We start from the raw sequence: 14,345 nt of genomic DNA, 5'->3' as shown, positions 1-14,345 counted from the left end.
CCCAGCGAGTGGATGAAGTGGCAGCCGGTCAGCCGGCCGCGGCGTCGGGCCGCCCTGGTGGCGGGCGGTGCAGGTCAGTGGAAGATGGTGATTCGGGACATGGCCGCTCCTGCGAAAGGAAGGAGGGACATGGCCCCGAACGGGGACGCATGTCCCTCGTGGGGTGGGATGAAAGGACGGTGGGTTGCCAGGCGCGGTTCACCAGCCGTTGTAGTGCAGCGTGAGATCAGCGATGACCTGGCGCCGTTCCAGATCGAGGCCGCCGAAGTCGGACAGCCCCTCGAAGCCGCAACGCTTGAGCATCGCGCCGCCCTCGCGGGAGTTGTAGAAGCTCACCATCGCGGACAGGAACATGCGTTGACCGCTGCTCAGCACGCCCAGGGCGTCGTTGAGCATCAGCATGTTGGGCCGCAGGTCCCACTTGGTGGTGGCACGCTGCAGACCTTCGCGTGTGCCGTCGCCGAACCACTCGTGGCCGGCGATTTCGGCGCCGCGCTTCCATGCTTGGAAGAACGCTTCGGGCGCTTGGGAAAAATGCAGATCCTCCAGAGCGATCAGGTCGAGTACGTCTTGGGGCAAGGACTGGTTCATGAGGAATCTCCTGGCGAGAGGGTTTCAAGGCTTAAGCCGCTGTTGCCAGTGGCCTGTCTCCAGGGCATGGCGGGCGGCCTGGTACGAACGGAAGTACTGGACGGACTCACGCGAGACCGGACCTTCTGCATCGGTGGTGCCGATGTAGTGGCCGGCGGCGCTGTGGCAGACCTGCAGGGGCAGGCGCTTGCCGATGTGGACCAGGGCCAGATGGCCGATGGAATCGGCACAGGCCTGTGCGGGGCTGGGAAGCACCGCTGGGGGCGGACGGGGCATGGCAATCTCCTGGCGAAGGTCGGAGGCCACATCCCGAACGGGAGCGGAAACCTCCCGGTGGATGGAACAAAGCAGGCATCGGCGCCGCGAGGGCGTGCGTCCGCGGTGGTCGATGCGAAGCGGACTGGGCGGGTCGCACGGAGGAGCTCCGCGGCAGCCGGATGACCCTGGCTGCTGGCATGGTGCTGACGAGTCAGCGACGCATGATGGGAGGATCGGCGCGAGGAGGGTCGCTGTGGTCCAAGAAACAGAAATCCGTCATCACCGCAATGCCGCCGAATCCGGCTAGTGCCCTATGCACCAGGACCCGGTTGGGTACGACTGGTGCTGCGACGAAGCGATGGCGTATTGCGTATTGCGTATGAAGGCTGCGCCAGATGCTCCAGTGCTTGAATGCACCGAAAAGTCACTGCCTGACGGGATGAGATGGCTACACTGCGAGCGTTGCACCATTACGGCGATGGGGGCACATGGAGCGGAATGGACACAACGAGAGACTTCGACTTAGTGGAGCCGCTGATCGGCGAGACATGGGTGGTGGATGGGAAGGTGGCGGCCTCACCACCTGGCGAGATCGATGCGCTGTATATCCGGCCGATGCTGCACCAATGGGGATCGGTGCCATCGGGCTCGAAGGTGCTGCATTCACTGGTGCTCGACAACAATGTGCTGACCGACATGGTCGAAGGCCGTCGTTCGGCCAACACCGACTATCTGGAGAACCTTCTGCGCTCGAAGCCGTTGGAGCTGAACCCGGTGATGGCCATGCTCGAACAGCGGCAGAAGTTTGGAGGCGCCAGCCAGGCACTGCATGATTTTGCCGAGTTGCTGGGGCAGCGCTTTGGTGCCTGGGCGGCCAAGCAAAATGCCGGATACTTCGACAGGTTGCTGGAGGACGGCAAGCCTGAGCTTGCGCAGAACATAGCCCTGCTGTCGGGCTACCTGCCAGCCATTCTGTACATCTACCACCAGCCTGGCAGTGCGGAATCCAAGCTGGAGTGGTTGAGTGGCCTGATCCAGGCGGTGGATCTGCCATTCCTGCAATTGCCCTTCTATCTTGCTGCGTTGTTGTTTCTCGTGAAGGAACAACCTGCGCTGTTCCGCAACAAGGTCATCCGCAAGGTGAAGAGTGACACCAAGTTGATGGCCAGCCTTGAGGAGCAGAAGAAGGCGGTGCTGAATCTTGCGCACGATGTGATGCTGCCTGCGGTAGCGATTTTTCCTGCCGGTGTCGAGGGCACGATCGTGTTTCCATACATCGCCACCCGCGACTACTTGTTGCAGGATTTCCTGGGGGAAATCCGTTGCCGTGCCGTCGTGGCGATCCCAGGTGGTCGAGCCAATGGCGCTTGGGAGTTGAATCCAACCGGTCATATCCATGCGCGACTAGGCGAAGTCGTCGCCCGCTGTCTACCCAAACGCGCGGGGCCTGGAACTGTGGCGGAGCAGTCGGTGCGTCGCGCGAACCTGCGAGCGTTCTCGGACAGCTATCTGGCGAAATGCCTGCTGCTGAAGAAGCAGCCCGGCACGCTTGAGTGAAAGCTGGCAGGTCGGCAGATCTCCATGAGTCGTTGAGGTCATGGTGTTTCCTGTTCGGGTTTCGGGAAGGCTGGAAAAAGGCGCCGAAGACCTGCAGGTCTTCGGCTATCGAACAAGAAACCACCCGTGGGCTGGCACAGCGCCTGGCCGTCGTCGGAGCCGTCCGCTGTCGCAGCATTCACACCCGACCCGTGTCGTGGTTGGGGCCGAAATCCTTTGGCACGCATACGCGCACAAAGGGAGCCCGTTGTTCCGCCGGCGGGCACCGGCACGGAATACCCTCGGCCCAAGGGGCCTCCTCACGGCTCGCGCGGCGGCAAGGCGTCAGGAAGCCCCTCGTGACCGAGGCAAGGCACACCGATCAAGGGAATGGCGGCGGGCGCGATTCGTGGGAGCAATGACCTTCTCGCCCCGTCGCCCGATGGCGGGCAGACGGGGCGCGCACACCGTTGCAGAAGGAGACGCGCGCTTTGGAGTCCCGCGCGGTGCGGGACGTTTGCCTCGCCGCCAGTGAAGTGGCCGGCGCGGCAGGGGGAAAGCGAGGATCAGGACGCCTTGGAGGCAGCGCGCCGCTTGCGCGGTGCGCTGCGCCGGCCCGTCGGGGACTCGATCGGCAACGTACCCTTGCAGTCCGGGTAGCGCGAGCAGGACCAGAACGCGCCGCTCTTGCCCGTGCGCTGCTGCATCGGTGCGCCGCACTGCGGGCAGGCCGGCGCCGGCGGCAGCTTGAGCGAGAGCGTTGCGCCGCGGTACTGCTGCACGAGCTGGCCGACCCACACGGACTGCTTCTCGATGAAGGTGTCCAGCGCCATTTGGCCGGCCTCGATCATGTCGAGCGCCTGCTCCCACACCGCCGTGGTGCCGGGGTCGGCGATGGCCGAGGGCACCGCGTCGATGAGCGTGAATGCCGCGTCGGAAGCGCGGACGGCGCGGCCTTTCTTGACCAGGTAGCCGCGACCGATCAGACCGTTGATGATGTTGGCGCGTGTCGCCTCGGTGCCGATGCCGGTGGTATCTCGCAGCTTCTGTTTCAGGCGCGGGTCGGTCACGAACTTGGCGACGGTCTTCATGGCCTTGATCAGCTCGCCCTGCGTGTAGGGTTTGGGCGGCAGCGTCTTCAGCGCCTTGAGATCCACCTTTCCGACCGGGCAGGACAGGCCCGCATGCAGGGCGGGCAGCACCTGGCTGCGCTGCGCATCCTCGCCATCGGCATCGTCCGGCCCCGGCGTCGCCAGCACCTCACGCCAGCCGGTGACGGCGATCTGCTTGCCCACGGCCGCCAGCGACTGACTGCCGCACGAGAACTGCGCTACCGTCCGGTCGAACTCATGGTGCGGGAGGAACTGCGCGAGGTAATGGGCGCGGATCAGCCGGTAGACGGCCAGTTCCTTCTCGTTCATGGCCGACAGGTTGGCGGGCTCCAGCGTCGGGATGATGCCGTGGTGAGCCGACACCTTGCCGTCGTTCCATGCACCCGAGCGCTGTTGGCGATCCAGGCGGTCGATCAGCGGCCGCAGGCTGGGGTCGGTCTTGACCAGGCTGTCGAGTACGGTCGGCACCTCGGCCAGCATGCTCTCGGGTAGGTAGCCCGAATCCGAGCGCGGATACGTTGTCGCCTTGTGTGTCTCGTACAGCGCCTGGGCAATGTCCAGCGTCTCCTGCACGTCGAGGCCCAACTGCTTGGAGCACACCTCCTGCAGCGTGCCCAGGTCGAACGGCAGCGGCGGTGCCTCGCGCACGCGCTCGGTGTCCACCGACACGACCTGCGCATCGCGTGCCGCGCGAATGCGATCCGCAGCCTGCTGCGCCACCGGCTGCTGAAGGCAGCGACCCGCTGCATCCGTGCTGCCTTCGGGCGGTATCCAGCTCGCGGTGAAGGATTGGCCGGCATGGGATAGCAGCACATCCACGGCCCAATACGGCATGGAGACGAATCGCGCGATCTCGCGATCACGATCCACGACCAACTTCAGCGTCGGCGTCTGCACGCGCCCCACCGACAGCACGCCCGTATAGCCGGCCTGGCGCCCCAGCAGGGTGAACAAGCGGCTCAGGTTCATCCCGATCAGCCAGTCGGCACGCGAACGGGCGAGTGCGGAGAAATACAGCGGCAGCGTCTCGGCGGACGGTTTGAGCGCGCCCAGCGCCTTGCGGATCGACGAATCGTTGAGCGCCGACAGCCACAGGCGCTGAATCGGCCCGCGGTAGTCGCATAGGTCGATGATCTCGCGGGCGATCATCTCGCCCTCGCGGTCGGCGTCGGTCGCAATCACCAGCTCACCCGCCTTGGCGACGAGCTGCTGCACGACCTTGAATTGCGCTGCGGTCGCCGCCTTGGGCTCGACACGCCAACGCTCAGGAAGAATGGGCAGTTGCTCGATGGCCCAGCGCTTGTATTGCTCGCCGTAGCCTTCGGGCGGAACCGCCTCCACCAGATGACCGATGCACCAGGTCACGACGACACCCGCGCCGCTGTAGCAGCCGTTGCCGCGTTGAACGGCGCCCAGCACACGGGCGATGTCCTTGCCCTGGGACGGCTTCTCGCACAGGAACACGCGCATGAAGCCTCCTTGGAAATGTGCGGTTCATCGGATGGGCGTCAGCTTGGCGGCGCCAGGAGATGCCGACAGCAAGGAAGCCGATTGATGCAGACACCGCTTTGTGATCGGCAGGCGGGCCGTTGCCGCAGCGGTGCGCATGGACCGCAGGAGCTGGCGCAGCAAGAGCGTCGTTTGGGGAGGGTGGCTGGAACTCCGTGGACGACCTTGGAGCTATCCCCCGGGGATAGCTCGCTGGTGCATCGCGGGCGTATGACGGTTGCTACAGCCGCCCTCGGGGGAGCGGCGATGGGTGAACTACTGTCCTCCGGCCGGCTTAGCGCTCAGCGCCACCGACTCGATGCGGTACGGCAGGATGCCCACGCGCCGGGCCTCGACCTTGAAGGTCACCCGTTCGTTCTCGTCGGCGTCCTCCCATTCGTCGCGCACGGTGCGGCCCTCGACCAGCACCCGCATACCTTTCTGGTACAGCGTCTTCCAGTGCTCGGCGTCGCGGTGCCACAGCTCCACGGGCGCCCAAAAGCCGCCGCGATCTTCGTACTCGCCGTCCTTCTTCGGGATCGGGTTGTCGAAGTAGACGTTCAGGCGAAGCAGCCGGCGCGGCTCGTCGTTGCCGTTCGGAAATTCGCGGTAGTCCGGCGCAGAACCGATGTTGCCCTCGCCGACGAAGTGCGTGCTCATGGTGACTCCTTGGTGGTGGGTGGAACGGACGCGGTATGCCCGTGGACGCGCCGCAGGTAAGCCGCTTCGGCCTGCGCGGCCTTGTTGGCGCATTCCAGGGCTTGGCGAGCGATGCTGTGGGTCAGGCTGATCTGCATGTTCAGCACGATGCGCTGCAATTCGATCGCGTACAGCTCGTCGATCAGCGAGGCCGGCGTCGCGGGGTTGGCCAGCAGGGCCTCCCACAACGCCACGCCCATGGAGGAACGGTCGAGGTTGCGCCAGCGCAGGAAGGTCGTCCCTGCGCCAGTGGCCTGCTGGGCCAGTTGCACGTCGAGCAGACTGAATGGATAGGCGCGCGCCTGGGGCAGCACGCGCCGCTGCGCCAGGCCAATCACGTCGTCGCGCAGCGCTGCGCACTGGCTGGCCCAGGTCTCCAGACTCCCCTTACCCTTAAAAGGCTGTAAAAGGCCTTTTAGGTAGCCTGCGTGTTCCAGCCGCTGGAAGTCCGCCTGTTCCAGCGCCACGAAGCGCGTGGAGTGGCTGATAGGGGGTGATGCTGTCATGCGCCAACACCCTCATCGCCCGCGGCACCATCGGCTGCGCCACCCGTGGGAGCCTGCGCATCGGGCACGATGGCAGGCGCAGCAGGCGGCGTGCCGGGCTTGTTCGACCGCCGCGCGATGGGTGGCGCGAAGCGCGAGCGGCGCGCGCCTTCCAGCACGTCCTGCGGCAACTCGCCGAACTTCTCCAGCGCCGCTCGCGCCGCCGCGTTCTTCGCCGCGAAGTCGTCGCGCGTCGTGCCCGAGTAGCGGTACTGCTGGGCCAGCGAGAACAGGCTGCGCAGCGCGTGCGCGCCATCATTGAGCCAGCGCTCCAAGGTGCTGCGGTCGATCAGCGCCGTGTGGTGGGCCAGGATGAGCTTGCGTGCCAGGTCGTCGTAGTCGGCCAGCAGGTACACCGCCATGAAGCCGAGTTGTGCATTCACGAACAGCGGCAGCTTCACCGGCTGCACATTCATGTTCTCGCCCAGGGACAGCGCCGCTGGCACGTCGGCCAGGGCCTGATCCACCTGTTCGCGCAGGGTCTGCAAGCGGGTCTTGGTGTCGGCGAGCTTGTCCTCGATCCGCAACATCCACCAGTCCGAGTACGGGTCGTCCTGCTCGGCGCCGCGCTTCATCTTGTTCATGGCGCCGATGAAGCCGTTGAGACCGATGATGCCGGGGCGCCCCTCGGTCGGCGCGCGGCCGTGCCAGATGCGCGAAGCGTGGTGCGTGTGCAGCGTCAGCGACATCGCGCTGCGCAGCGATCCCAGATTCAGTTGCAGGGGTTCTGTGCGTTCGTTGGCCATGTGAGCGACTCGCGGTGAAGGGGCGAGTCGCCAGCATCGGCATCGGCCGGAAGGCTGTCAGTCAACAAACCGCAGCCCATGCGTGCCCGGATTGTTCCGCACGGAAGGCTGTGTGTGCCGGCTATCCCCTGGGGATAGGTCTTGAGCCCGCGATGCTTGATGTCTGGGCGTGAACCATGACAATGACTGGGGGTGCATCGCACCTGGGTTGCTGCGCAGAAGAACGAGGGGAAAACATGCAGGATGGGAAAGCCGTTCAGTTGCTGTTGAACGGGGAAGAGCACGGGCACGGCCACGTAGTCGAGAAGCTGCTGAAGCGGGCGGAACGCCTGGAATGCTTGGTGGCCTTCGCGAAGATCTCGGCCATCGGCGACTTGTTGAAGCCCTTGCGCAAGGCGCTGGAAGGGGGATTGAAGGCCAGGTTTGCGATAGGTCTGGACTTCTACCTGACCGAACCCGAAGCACTCCGACAGCTCTTTGCGCTCGCCGAGAAGCACGCGCTCGTCCTGTACCTCAGCAACGCCAGCGACACCTTCCACCCGAAGATCTACGCCTTCCAGAATGGCAAGCAATGCTCGGTGATCGTCGGCTCGGCCAACCTCACCCACGGAGGCTTCTACGGAAACTACGAGGCATCGGCCCTCATCGACGACGCGAGCGGCGCGCTGATGGCATCTGTCACGCGACACCTCGATGCGCTGGTCGCGGACAGGATTCTCGTGCCAGCGACCAAGCCCCGGATTGATGCCTACGAGCGGGAGTACATCATCCACGACACTTGCCGGAAGGTGGCCAAGAAGCGTGCGCAGAAGGCGAGCCGAACCGAGGGGCCGGACTTCACGATCCTGGCCGACCTCCTGGAGCTGATGAAAAGCGACGATTCAGCGCATGGATTCACCGCGCAGAAGACCGGCCGCAAGGGAAACCTGCGCCAGGCAAGGCGCAGGCTGGCAGAGCTGGCGGCCCTGAGCAGCAATGCCAGGCGGGACTTTCCGAGTAAGTACGACGCGCTGATCGGCCTGTTCCATTCCGGCGGGCTGCACCGCGGCAAGAGCCGGATCGCCAACCACCCAGGGCAGTTCGTGGCCGCAGTGGCGGACATCCTTGACCGGCGCAACCTCTCGCCTGCCGAAGCGTTTACCGTTCTACATCGACATTTCGGCGCCATCACCGGAGCAGGCATCAACCTGCTGACTGAGATTCTGCACGCGCTGGACAACAAGCGGTTCGCCGTGATGAACCAGAACGCGGTGTCGGGACTGGCGCTCGCCGGCATCCGGGACTACCCACTGCATCCAACCAAGCAGAACGTCAGTGCGGAAAGCTACGCAAGGTACTGCGGGCATGCCGATACGGTCAGACGATCGTTGGGCCTGGACGACTTCACGGAGCTGGATGCACTGTTCAACTACGCCTATTGGCGGGAAACGGAAGAAGACGAAGCCGCGACCTGACTGGATCACCCCACGGAAGGCGACCTGTTCCGTCTATCCCCTGGGGATAGCTCAGGGATCGCGCAAGGCTGAACGCAGCCGTGCGAGGTAGGCGCGCGCCACCTCGGGGTCGGCTGGGCGGGAGGCCGAAGGCGACGACGATGACGCGGGCCCCGCAGCTCGCGGCGCGGGCGGCGCTCCTGCGTCGGTGCCCGCCCACGCCTTGAACTCCCCGCGGATCGCCTTCTGGATGATGCCAAACAGGTAGCCGGCCGGGTTGCGCACCGCGCTGTTGTGGCAGCGTGCCGCCCACTCGTCGAGAACGGCCTGCCGCTGCGCCTCGTCCACCTGCTGCAGCGCCACCAGCGCGCCGGCCTGCTGCTCGTCCTTCAAGCGCAGGAAACGCTCGGGCAGTCGCAGGTTCTGCAAGGCCCTCGCGCGCGGTACTGTACGTACTTCATTTATACGATCATTACGTACTGTACGGTCCTCCTTCGGAATCCGAAGAGAGCTGTCCGGCGCGGGTTTCGGCCCTGCTTCGGATTCCGAAGACGGGCGCGCAGCATTCCGAAGAAGGGCTTCCTGGCCTTCTTCGGATTCGTGGTCCGCACCCTCCTGTGGATAACCTGGCGTCGTCCAGCCATGCCGCGCCATGCGCTGCGCCAGCACTTGCAGACGGGTCGGCAGTGTGCGCCCGCTGAGCAGCGGGTCTTCGGCGATCTCCCGCAGCGTGTTCATGCCCACGACCTGCACCGCCTTCGCCGCGTGCGTGAGCGCCTGGCTCACCAGGCCCAGGTAGTCCGGGTCGAGCTGCATCGCCTCGAAGGGTGACAGCGGTTCGTCGTGCAGCACGTAGAGGTTGCCTTGGATACGGCCGGTCTTGGGATCGCGCCGCCGCCGCACCAGGCTGAGCCAGCGCGTCAGCCGCAGCAGCGTCAAGGCGCGCGCCACGGTCTCGTGCGAGGCTTGCGCCGCACAGGGCATGGACGCCAGATATGGGCGGAGCTGGTCGTAGGTGGGAAAGGCGGTCACGCCGTCGTCGTTGAGCTGCAGGCGGAACACCTGCCAGGCATTGCGCTCCAGCGGCGTCAGGCGCCGGTCGAGGAACAACGCGCGCGGCACGCTCTCGTGCCGGTTGCCGCTGTAGAGAAAGCCGTCCTGGCTCGGCGCCGTGCCCTGCGCCGGTTCCTTCGGCTCAAGGTGCCGCAGCGCCTCGTCGAACAACGCCGACAGCGCAACCGGGCCATCACGCCGTGGAGCGTCGCCCGTCGTCATGACCTACACCAGCCCCTGGTCGACCCAGTTCCGTATCGCCGACCAGATCACCGACATGGGCAGGGTCATGGCCTCGGCCAGGTCCATGGTCAGCGCCAGCATCGCCATGTCGTCGTTCAGTGCGATGTGCCGCTCCGTGATGCCGGCCTTCCAGCGTTCCCACAGGGCCACGTCCTGCGCCTCGTCGAGCACCGGATGCCGACCCTTACGCTTGGGCAGCCCGAGGATGTCGCGGCGCAGCGCCACTTCCTGATGCGTGAGGCCGTAGAACTTGCTGACCATCTCCGTGCTCGCCCCCAGGCGCAGCATGCGGTCCACCGTGGCGATCTCCCGCTCCACGTCGTGCACCTGGCTCAGCAGCCGCTTCAACACTTCCCGGTTCACCGACACCGAACACCACGACACCGTGGCATTCACCAGCATGCTCACGAGTTCTGGGTGCTTCAGCGCATCCAGCTCCTCCTCACCGAAGCCCATGGCCTTGCAGCGGCGCAACTGGCCGTTGCGCAGGTCATGCAGGGCCTGGGCGATCACGGCCTGGTTGAGCGGGTGCGGTGCCGACATACGGGAGCCTCCTGCGCTCAGGAATCCTGGCTCGCTACGCCGGCTTCCAGATCCAGCAGCCGGCGCGCCAGGCGCAGCAGACGGAACAGCTTTACCAGCCCGGCATCGCTCAGGCGCGTGACCAAGCCGCCGTGACCATGCAGCAGCGGCCCAAGGTCATCGGCCAGCCGCGCGCTGTCCAGCCCGGTCGCGGGTGCCGGCGCGGTGCTCAGCGCGTGCAGCAGGGTCAGCATCGCACGCGCGAACGCCGGGAGCGCCTTCGCCTGGCCCACGGCCGGCGTCACGCAGACGAAGCCGATGCCGCCATCGCTGGCTTCGATGTGGTCGCCCACCGCCGCTTCCCCCGCGATCTCGCGAGCGAACTGCGCGATATGCACGCGCAGGCGATCCGGCACGTCCAGGCCCGGCTCGATGTACCAGACATCCGAGATGGGAAAGAGCCCGCCAACCTGCACCGGGATCGCACGCAGCGCGTCGGCCTCGAAGTCGGGTAGCTTGTCGCCGAGCTGATCCGCGACCATCCTCTGGATGGACTGCAGGCGCTCGGTGGTTGGGGCCGGCGTCACGATGTGCCCCTGCAGGCGCTCGTCGCGCTGCCCGTCCCGGGCGTTTGGTGCAGCGGCAGGTGGTGCCGAGGGTGTCTCTGCCGGTGGCGCGACGGGCGAGGTGTCCCGTGGCGTTGGCGCCGCGGGCGACAGTTGCGGCGTGATGGCTGGCGCCGCAGGTGCGACAGGCGTTGCCGGGTTCGGCGCGGCCGGCTCGCTGGTCAATACTCGCTGACGGCTTTCGCTGTCATCGACCTCCAATGCCAGCGTGTCGTAGTCCGCTTCCAGCAGCTCGGCCATCTGACCCACCAGTTCGTCCTGCACGCGCTGGGGCGAGAAGCCCTCCGGCTGCGTGTCGAACTGCGACAGCACATCCTGAAACAGCGAAGCGAAGTCCACGGTCAGCGGCCGGCCCAGCGCACGCCGCTCCCAGGTGCGCTCGCACGCCTTGCGCAGCACTGCGAGCCGGTCCACCTGATGCCGGCCCAATCCGCCGTACAACAGCGTCGGGATCGCCGGCAGCAGATAGCGCACCGCATCGTTCATGCGGCTGATGTGTGACTGCGGCACCGGATAGCCGTCGGCCGTCAGTCGCCGCGCGAGTTCGCTTTGCGACAGCGCCTGGCCGCTTTCCTGCTCGTAGAACTCGCGCGCCTTCTCGATGCCCAAGGCCCGCTCGATAAAGGTCAGGCCGCCGCGCAGCTCGTTCTCGGCCAGATGCCCGGTCAGCGCCACGATTTCGCCGCGCGCCGGCCACGGGCGGAACAGGCACGCAATGCGGAAGAAGCGTTCCTCCTTGGTCTCGCTCCACAACTCGCGCAGGATCGCCAGCCGCGTGTTGCCGCCGTTGCGAATGATGTAGTGCGCCTCGCCCGGCCTGCGCGTGATCGCGGGGGGCGCGTCCAGCCCACGTTCGCGGATGGACGCCTTGATCTCCGCATAGGCCGGGTTGCGCGTCACGCGTGGGTCGTGGTCGTAGGGCCGCAACTGGTCCAGCGTCACCACCATCGGCGTGTCGGCGATGGGGTCGCTCAAGGTCGCGGCCGAAGGGCCGCTGCGCTCGAAGCCGGTGGCCAGCAGCTTGGCAGCCATGTCCTGCGGCGTCAGCTCAGCCACGGCCATTCTCCTGCGCTTGCCGGTCGGCGCGGCGAAGCTGTGAGTGGGCATTGCGGTCGGCACGGTGGTCGCTCGCCGTCGAGCTGGTGTAGATCGACGCGCAGCCTTGCTTCGTGAATTTCAGGTGCCCGCCGGACGTGCGCACCACGCGCCAGCCTTCGCCCAGCGCGAACTCGATCAGCGCGCGCAGCCGTTCACGGCCGCGCGCCAGTTCATGCGCGCTCGCCATGGCCGGCCCCTCCCGCATCGGCCCGGCCGGTGACCAGCGCGAAGCGCTCCCGCCACACGGGGAACAGCTCGCCGGCCAGCGTGCGCATGGTGTCCAGCGCCGCGGGCGCCGTGCGCCCCGCCGGCTGCCGGTACTCCACCCGGTGCACAGGCAATCCTCGTGTCGCAGCACGCGGATAGGCTTCGATGGCCGGCACGTCGGTGCCCAGCACCTGCACGCCGGTCTGTTCCTGAAACACCTGTCGCAGCGCCTGCTGGACCAGCCGCGCGTTCGACGACACCGGATGCACACGGTTGATGAGCAGGCGCAGCGGTGGCGGCTCGATGCCCAGGTGCCGATACGGCGCGATGTCCTCGATCAGTTGCAGGGTGCCGCGGCGCAGTTCGCGCGCGGCCAGAATCTCCGGCGTCACCGGCGACAGTGCCAGGTCGGACGCCAGCACCGCCATCTCCAGCAGCACACTGCGCGCGCCCTGCGTGTCGATCAACAGCAAGTCATAGTGCGTGCGGAAGACGGGAAGCAAATGGCGCAGTCGCAGGCGCCCATCCGGTGCGTGCAGCAGCAGCGTGTTCAGTTCGCCGCGGTCGTCGTTGGAGAGCACCAGGTCCAGGCCCGCGATCGCGGTGCGCGACACCAGTTGCTCGATGCGCCGCTCGTTGAAGGCCAGCATCTCGTAGATGCCGCCGGGCGCGCGCACGTCCAGCGTGAAGTAGCTCGACAGCGTGGGCTGCACGTCCAGGTCCAGCAGCAGCACGCGCAGCCCGGCATCGGCGATGAAGCCGCCCAGGTTGGCCGCCGTCGTGGTCTTGCCCACGCCGCCCTTGGTCGAAATGATGGACACCACCTGCATGGGCTTCTCCTCGTCGAATGGCATGAACCGAGAAGAAGCGTCAGGCGCGTTCTTTGAGGCGATCGGCGATCCACTGTTCGATCTCCACCGAGTCCCAGCCCACCGCGCGCACGCCCAGGCGCAGCGCCTTGGGGAACTTGCCTTCCTTCATGAGGCTGTAGATGTGCGCGCGCTTGAAGCCGGTCTTGGCTTCGACCTCGGCGCGGCGCAGGATGCGGTGCTCGGGCGGCAAGGCCGGCGCGATGGTCTGCGAAGACATGAGAGGCACTCCTTGACGCTCGATGGCGTTGTTCAGAAAGTGCCTCGCATTCCATATGCTGCTGCTGCGAGATTCACTGCAACTGCAGAACACGCAACTGCAATTGCAGTCTGCTGTTACAGGCTCAGCGCGATGCATCCAGGTGGCGACGCGCCTGTGCCAGCTTGCTCCACAGCGTTCGCTCGCTGATGCCGGGCCGCCCTTCATGGTGGGCCAGTAGCGCACTGATCACCGCATCCATGTTGCGGAAGGACGAGTAGGCAGAGCCCGCGGGGGACTTGCCCAACAGCAATGTCAGCAGGCCGCCAATGATGTTCAGGTAAGTCGATTCGCTGCGCAGGCCCGGTTCACTCGCATCGCCCTCACGAATGCTACTGGCATGCTCCTTCGCCAACGCTTCGTGCTGTGCCTTCAGCGCCGCATGTAGTTGTGCGAGTTCGGCAAGCTGCAGCTTGGCGGCCTCGCGATCGGCCAGCAACACGTTCAGCATGGCGACGCTCACCGAAGGATGCAGTTCGCGCTCGATGCCGTCGAACAGGAATGGAGGCCGCTCACCGGGGTAGTAATGCGACATCCACGCCTTCAGGTCGACGTGGCGCACGATCAACGCAGGATCGTCGAGTGCGGGGCGCTGAGGTTCCTGCGCCATGCCTGCCTTGCCGTAAGAAAGCTCATCGTGTGCCAATGCGTCGAAGATGCGCTCGGAGAAAAGGCGCAGCAAGGGCCAGCGCGGAAAGTCGTTCGGCTCAGGCATGGCACGTGGCCCGAGCGTTTCCAGAATCCGCGGCTCAAAGCGCAACAGTCCCGCCCAACGGACGGCCGCCTCGATCGGGCGGTAGTAGATCCTGGCGCCAAAGGCAAGGCAACTCGATTTCTCCATGTCGCGTGCGTCCCATCGTCGGATCGAACTCTGGCAGACGCGCACCGCCCAAGTGGGCGAGGCGATTGCCCAGAAATCCGGATGAAGCGCAGGACCGGCCGGGATCGTGGAAGGAAGCGTTGCATCGGCGCTGACGGCCGGCTAAGGGCGAACTACATCTTGCTACGCTTGAAACTCCTCAACCATGATGCGGGCGCTTTGCCTTTGGACCGGCACGCG

At 66.0% G+C, this 14,345-nt stretch carries 15 protein-coding genes; 2 read left to right on the top strand and 13 right to left on the bottom strand.

All coding sequences use genetic code 11. The features are described 5' to 3' along the window. Positions 1-198: 198 nt before the first annotated feature. Complete coding sequence (locus ACTJJX_RS27365; protein ID WP_023443919.1) at positions 199-591, bottom strand: hypothetical protein; 393 nt, start codon at positions 589-591, stop codon at positions 199-201. A gap of 24 nt (positions 592-615) precedes the next feature. Continuing rightward, on the bottom strand, positions 616-867 hold the full coding sequence (locus ACTJJX_RS27360) for a hypothetical protein (RefSeq protein WP_023443920.1): 252 nt from the start codon (positions 865-867) through the stop codon (positions 616-618). Positions 868-1,347: 480 nt separating this feature from the next. On the opposite strand from ACTJJX_RS27360, the gene ACTJJX_RS27355 reads away from it, so the two are divergent. After that, the gene (locus ACTJJX_RS27355; protein WP_162839967.1) at positions 1,348-2,406 is read left to right on the top strand and encodes a hypothetical protein; all 1,059 of its coding nucleotides are present in this window, start codon (positions 1,348-1,350) and stop codon (positions 2,404-2,406) included. A gap of 545 nt (positions 2,407-2,951) precedes the next feature. Here ACTJJX_RS27355 and ACTJJX_RS27350 read toward each other — a convergent pair. The 4 genes from ACTJJX_RS27350 to ACTJJX_RS27335 form a co-directional block, all read right to left on the bottom strand. Next, the gene (locus tag ACTJJX_RS27350; RefSeq protein ID WP_023443922.1) at positions 2,952-4,967 is read right to left on the bottom strand and encodes a DNA topoisomerase III; all 2,016 of its coding nucleotides are present in this window, start codon (positions 4,965-4,967) and stop codon (positions 2,952-2,954) included. A gap of 294 nt (positions 4,968-5,261) precedes the next feature. Next, positions 5,262-5,645: a single-stranded DNA-binding protein gene (locus ACTJJX_RS27345; RefSeq protein ID WP_004362284.1), complete on the bottom strand. Its 384-nt coding sequence runs from the start codon at positions 5,643-5,645 to the stop codon at positions 5,262-5,264. Then, the gene (locus ACTJJX_RS27340) at positions 5,642-6,190 is read right to left on the bottom strand and encodes a DUF3158 family protein (RefSeq protein WP_004362273.1); all 549 of its coding nucleotides are present in this window, start codon (positions 6,188-6,190) and stop codon (positions 5,642-5,644) included. Before ACTJJX_RS27340 ends, ACTJJX_RS27345 begins: the two co-directional genes overlap by 4 nt. Next, the gene (locus tag ACTJJX_RS27335; RefSeq protein ID WP_023125206.1) at positions 6,187-6,975 is read right to left on the bottom strand and encodes a PFL_4669 family integrating conjugative element protein; all 789 of its coding nucleotides are present in this window, start codon (positions 6,973-6,975) and stop codon (positions 6,187-6,189) included. The genes ACTJJX_RS27340 and ACTJJX_RS27335 overlap by 4 nt, the downstream gene beginning before the upstream one ends. Positions 6,976-7,211: 236 nt before the next feature. Here ACTJJX_RS27335 and ACTJJX_RS27330 point away from each other — a divergent pair, with 236 nt between their 5' ends. Continuing rightward, the gene (locus tag ACTJJX_RS27330) at positions 7,212-8,429 is read left to right on the top strand and encodes a phospholipase D family protein (RefSeq protein ID WP_013721846.1); all 1,218 of its coding nucleotides are present in this window, start codon (positions 7,212-7,214) and stop codon (positions 8,427-8,429) included. 51 nt (positions 8,430-8,480) lie between these two features. Here the strand turns inward: ACTJJX_RS27330 and ACTJJX_RS27325 are convergent, their stop codons facing one another. The 7 genes from ACTJJX_RS27325 to ACTJJX_RS27295 form a co-directional block, all read right to left on the bottom strand. Beyond that, entirely contained in the window at positions 8,481-9,683 is a 1,203-nt protein-coding gene (locus ACTJJX_RS27325) for an STY4528 family pathogenicity island replication protein (protein ID WP_023125207.1), read from the bottom strand. A 3-nt stretch (positions 9,684-9,686) separates the two neighbouring features. Then, the gene (locus tag ACTJJX_RS27320) at positions 9,687-10,247 is read right to left on the bottom strand and encodes a DUF2857 domain-containing protein (RefSeq protein WP_010792177.1); all 561 of its coding nucleotides are present in this window, start codon (positions 10,245-10,247) and stop codon (positions 9,687-9,689) included. 17 nt (positions 10,248-10,264) lie between these two features. Next, the gene (locus ACTJJX_RS27315) at positions 10,265-11,908 is read right to left on the bottom strand and encodes a ParB family protein (protein ID WP_023125208.1); all 1,644 of its coding nucleotides are present in this window, start codon (positions 11,906-11,908) and stop codon (positions 10,265-10,267) included. Continuing rightward, complete coding sequence (locus ACTJJX_RS27310) at positions 11,901-12,137, bottom strand: hypothetical protein (RefSeq protein WP_023443924.1); 237 nt, start codon at positions 12,135-12,137, stop codon at positions 11,901-11,903. Before ACTJJX_RS27310 ends, ACTJJX_RS27315 begins: the two co-directional genes overlap by 8 nt. Then, positions 12,121-12,987: a ParA family protein gene (locus ACTJJX_RS27305; protein ID WP_057390444.1), complete on the bottom strand. Its 867-nt coding sequence runs from the start codon at positions 12,985-12,987 to the stop codon at positions 12,121-12,123. The genes ACTJJX_RS27310 and ACTJJX_RS27305 overlap by 17 nt, the downstream gene beginning before the upstream one ends. 40 nt (positions 12,988-13,027) lie before the next feature. Continuing rightward, a complete protein-coding gene (locus tag ACTJJX_RS27300; RefSeq protein WP_004255100.1) occupies positions 13,028-13,246 on the bottom strand; it encodes an AlpA family transcriptional regulator in 219 nt (72 codons plus the stop codon). A gap of 124 nt (positions 13,247-13,370) precedes the next feature. Next, a complete protein-coding gene (locus ACTJJX_RS27295; protein ID WP_023443926.1) occupies positions 13,371-14,126 on the bottom strand; it encodes a hypothetical protein in 756 nt (251 codons plus the stop codon). Between the last annotated feature and the right edge of the window lie 219 nt (positions 14,127-14,345).

This window comes from Pseudomonas sp. 22490 (genome assembly GCF_052044465.1).
Classification (GTDB): Bacteria; Pseudomonadota; Gammaproteobacteria; order Pseudomonadales; family Pseudomonadaceae; genus Pseudomonas; species Pseudomonas aeruginosa.
Note: the sequence above shows the minus strand (reverse complement) of the source record. Positions and strands in the feature narration are given on the sequence as shown.

Bases quoted from the DNA above. Each gene is read 5' to 3' on its own strand.
- ACTJJX_RS27365 (WP_023443919.1), bottom strand. From the start codon at position 591: ATGAACCAGTCCTTGCCCCAAGACGTACTCGACCTGATCGCTCTGGAG.
- ACTJJX_RS27360 (WP_023443920.1), bottom strand. From the start codon at position 867: ATGCCCCGTCCGCCCCCAGCGGTGCTTCCCAGCCCCGCACAGGCCTGT.
- ACTJJX_RS27355 (WP_162839967.1), top strand. From the start codon at position 1,348: ATGGACACAACGAGAGACTTCGACTTAGTGGAGCCGCTGATCGGCGAG.
- ACTJJX_RS27350 (WP_023443922.1), bottom strand. From the start codon at position 4,967: ATGCGCGTGTTCCTGTGCGAGAAGCCGTCCCAGGGCAAGGACATCGCC.
- ACTJJX_RS27345 (WP_004362284.1), bottom strand. From the start codon at position 5,645: ATGAGCACGCACTTCGTCGGCGAGGGCAACATCGGTTCTGCGCCGGAC.
- ACTJJX_RS27340 (WP_004362273.1), bottom strand. From the start codon at position 6,190: ATGACAGCATCACCCCCTATCAGCCACTCCACGCGCTTCGTGGCGCTG.
- ACTJJX_RS27335 (WP_023125206.1), bottom strand. From the start codon at position 6,975: ATGGCCAACGAACGCACAGAACCCCTGCAACTGAATCTGGGATCGCTG.
- ACTJJX_RS27330 (WP_013721846.1), top strand. From the start codon at position 7,212: ATGCAGGATGGGAAAGCCGTTCAGTTGCTGTTGAACGGGGAAGAGCAC.
- ACTJJX_RS27325 (WP_023125207.1), bottom strand. From the start codon at position 9,683: ATGACGACGGGCGACGCTCCACGGCGTGATGGCCCGGTTGCGCTGTCG.
- ACTJJX_RS27320 (WP_010792177.1), bottom strand. From the start codon at position 10,247: ATGTCGGCACCGCACCCGCTCAACCAGGCCGTGATCGCCCAGGCCCTG.
- ACTJJX_RS27310 (WP_023443924.1), bottom strand. From the start codon at position 12,137: ATGGCGAGCGCGCATGAACTGGCGCGCGGCCGTGAACGGCTGCGCGCG.
- ACTJJX_RS27305 (WP_057390444.1), bottom strand. From the start codon at position 12,987: ATGCAGGTGGTGTCCATCATTTCGACCAAGGGCGGCGTGGGCAAGACC.
- ACTJJX_RS27300 (WP_004255100.1), bottom strand. From the start codon at position 13,246: ATGTCTTCGCAGACCATCGCGCCGGCCTTGCCGCCCGAGCACCGCATC.
- ACTJJX_RS27295 (WP_023443926.1), bottom strand. From the start codon at position 14,126: ATGGAGAAATCGAGTTGCCTTGCCTTTGGCGCCAGGATCTACTACCGC.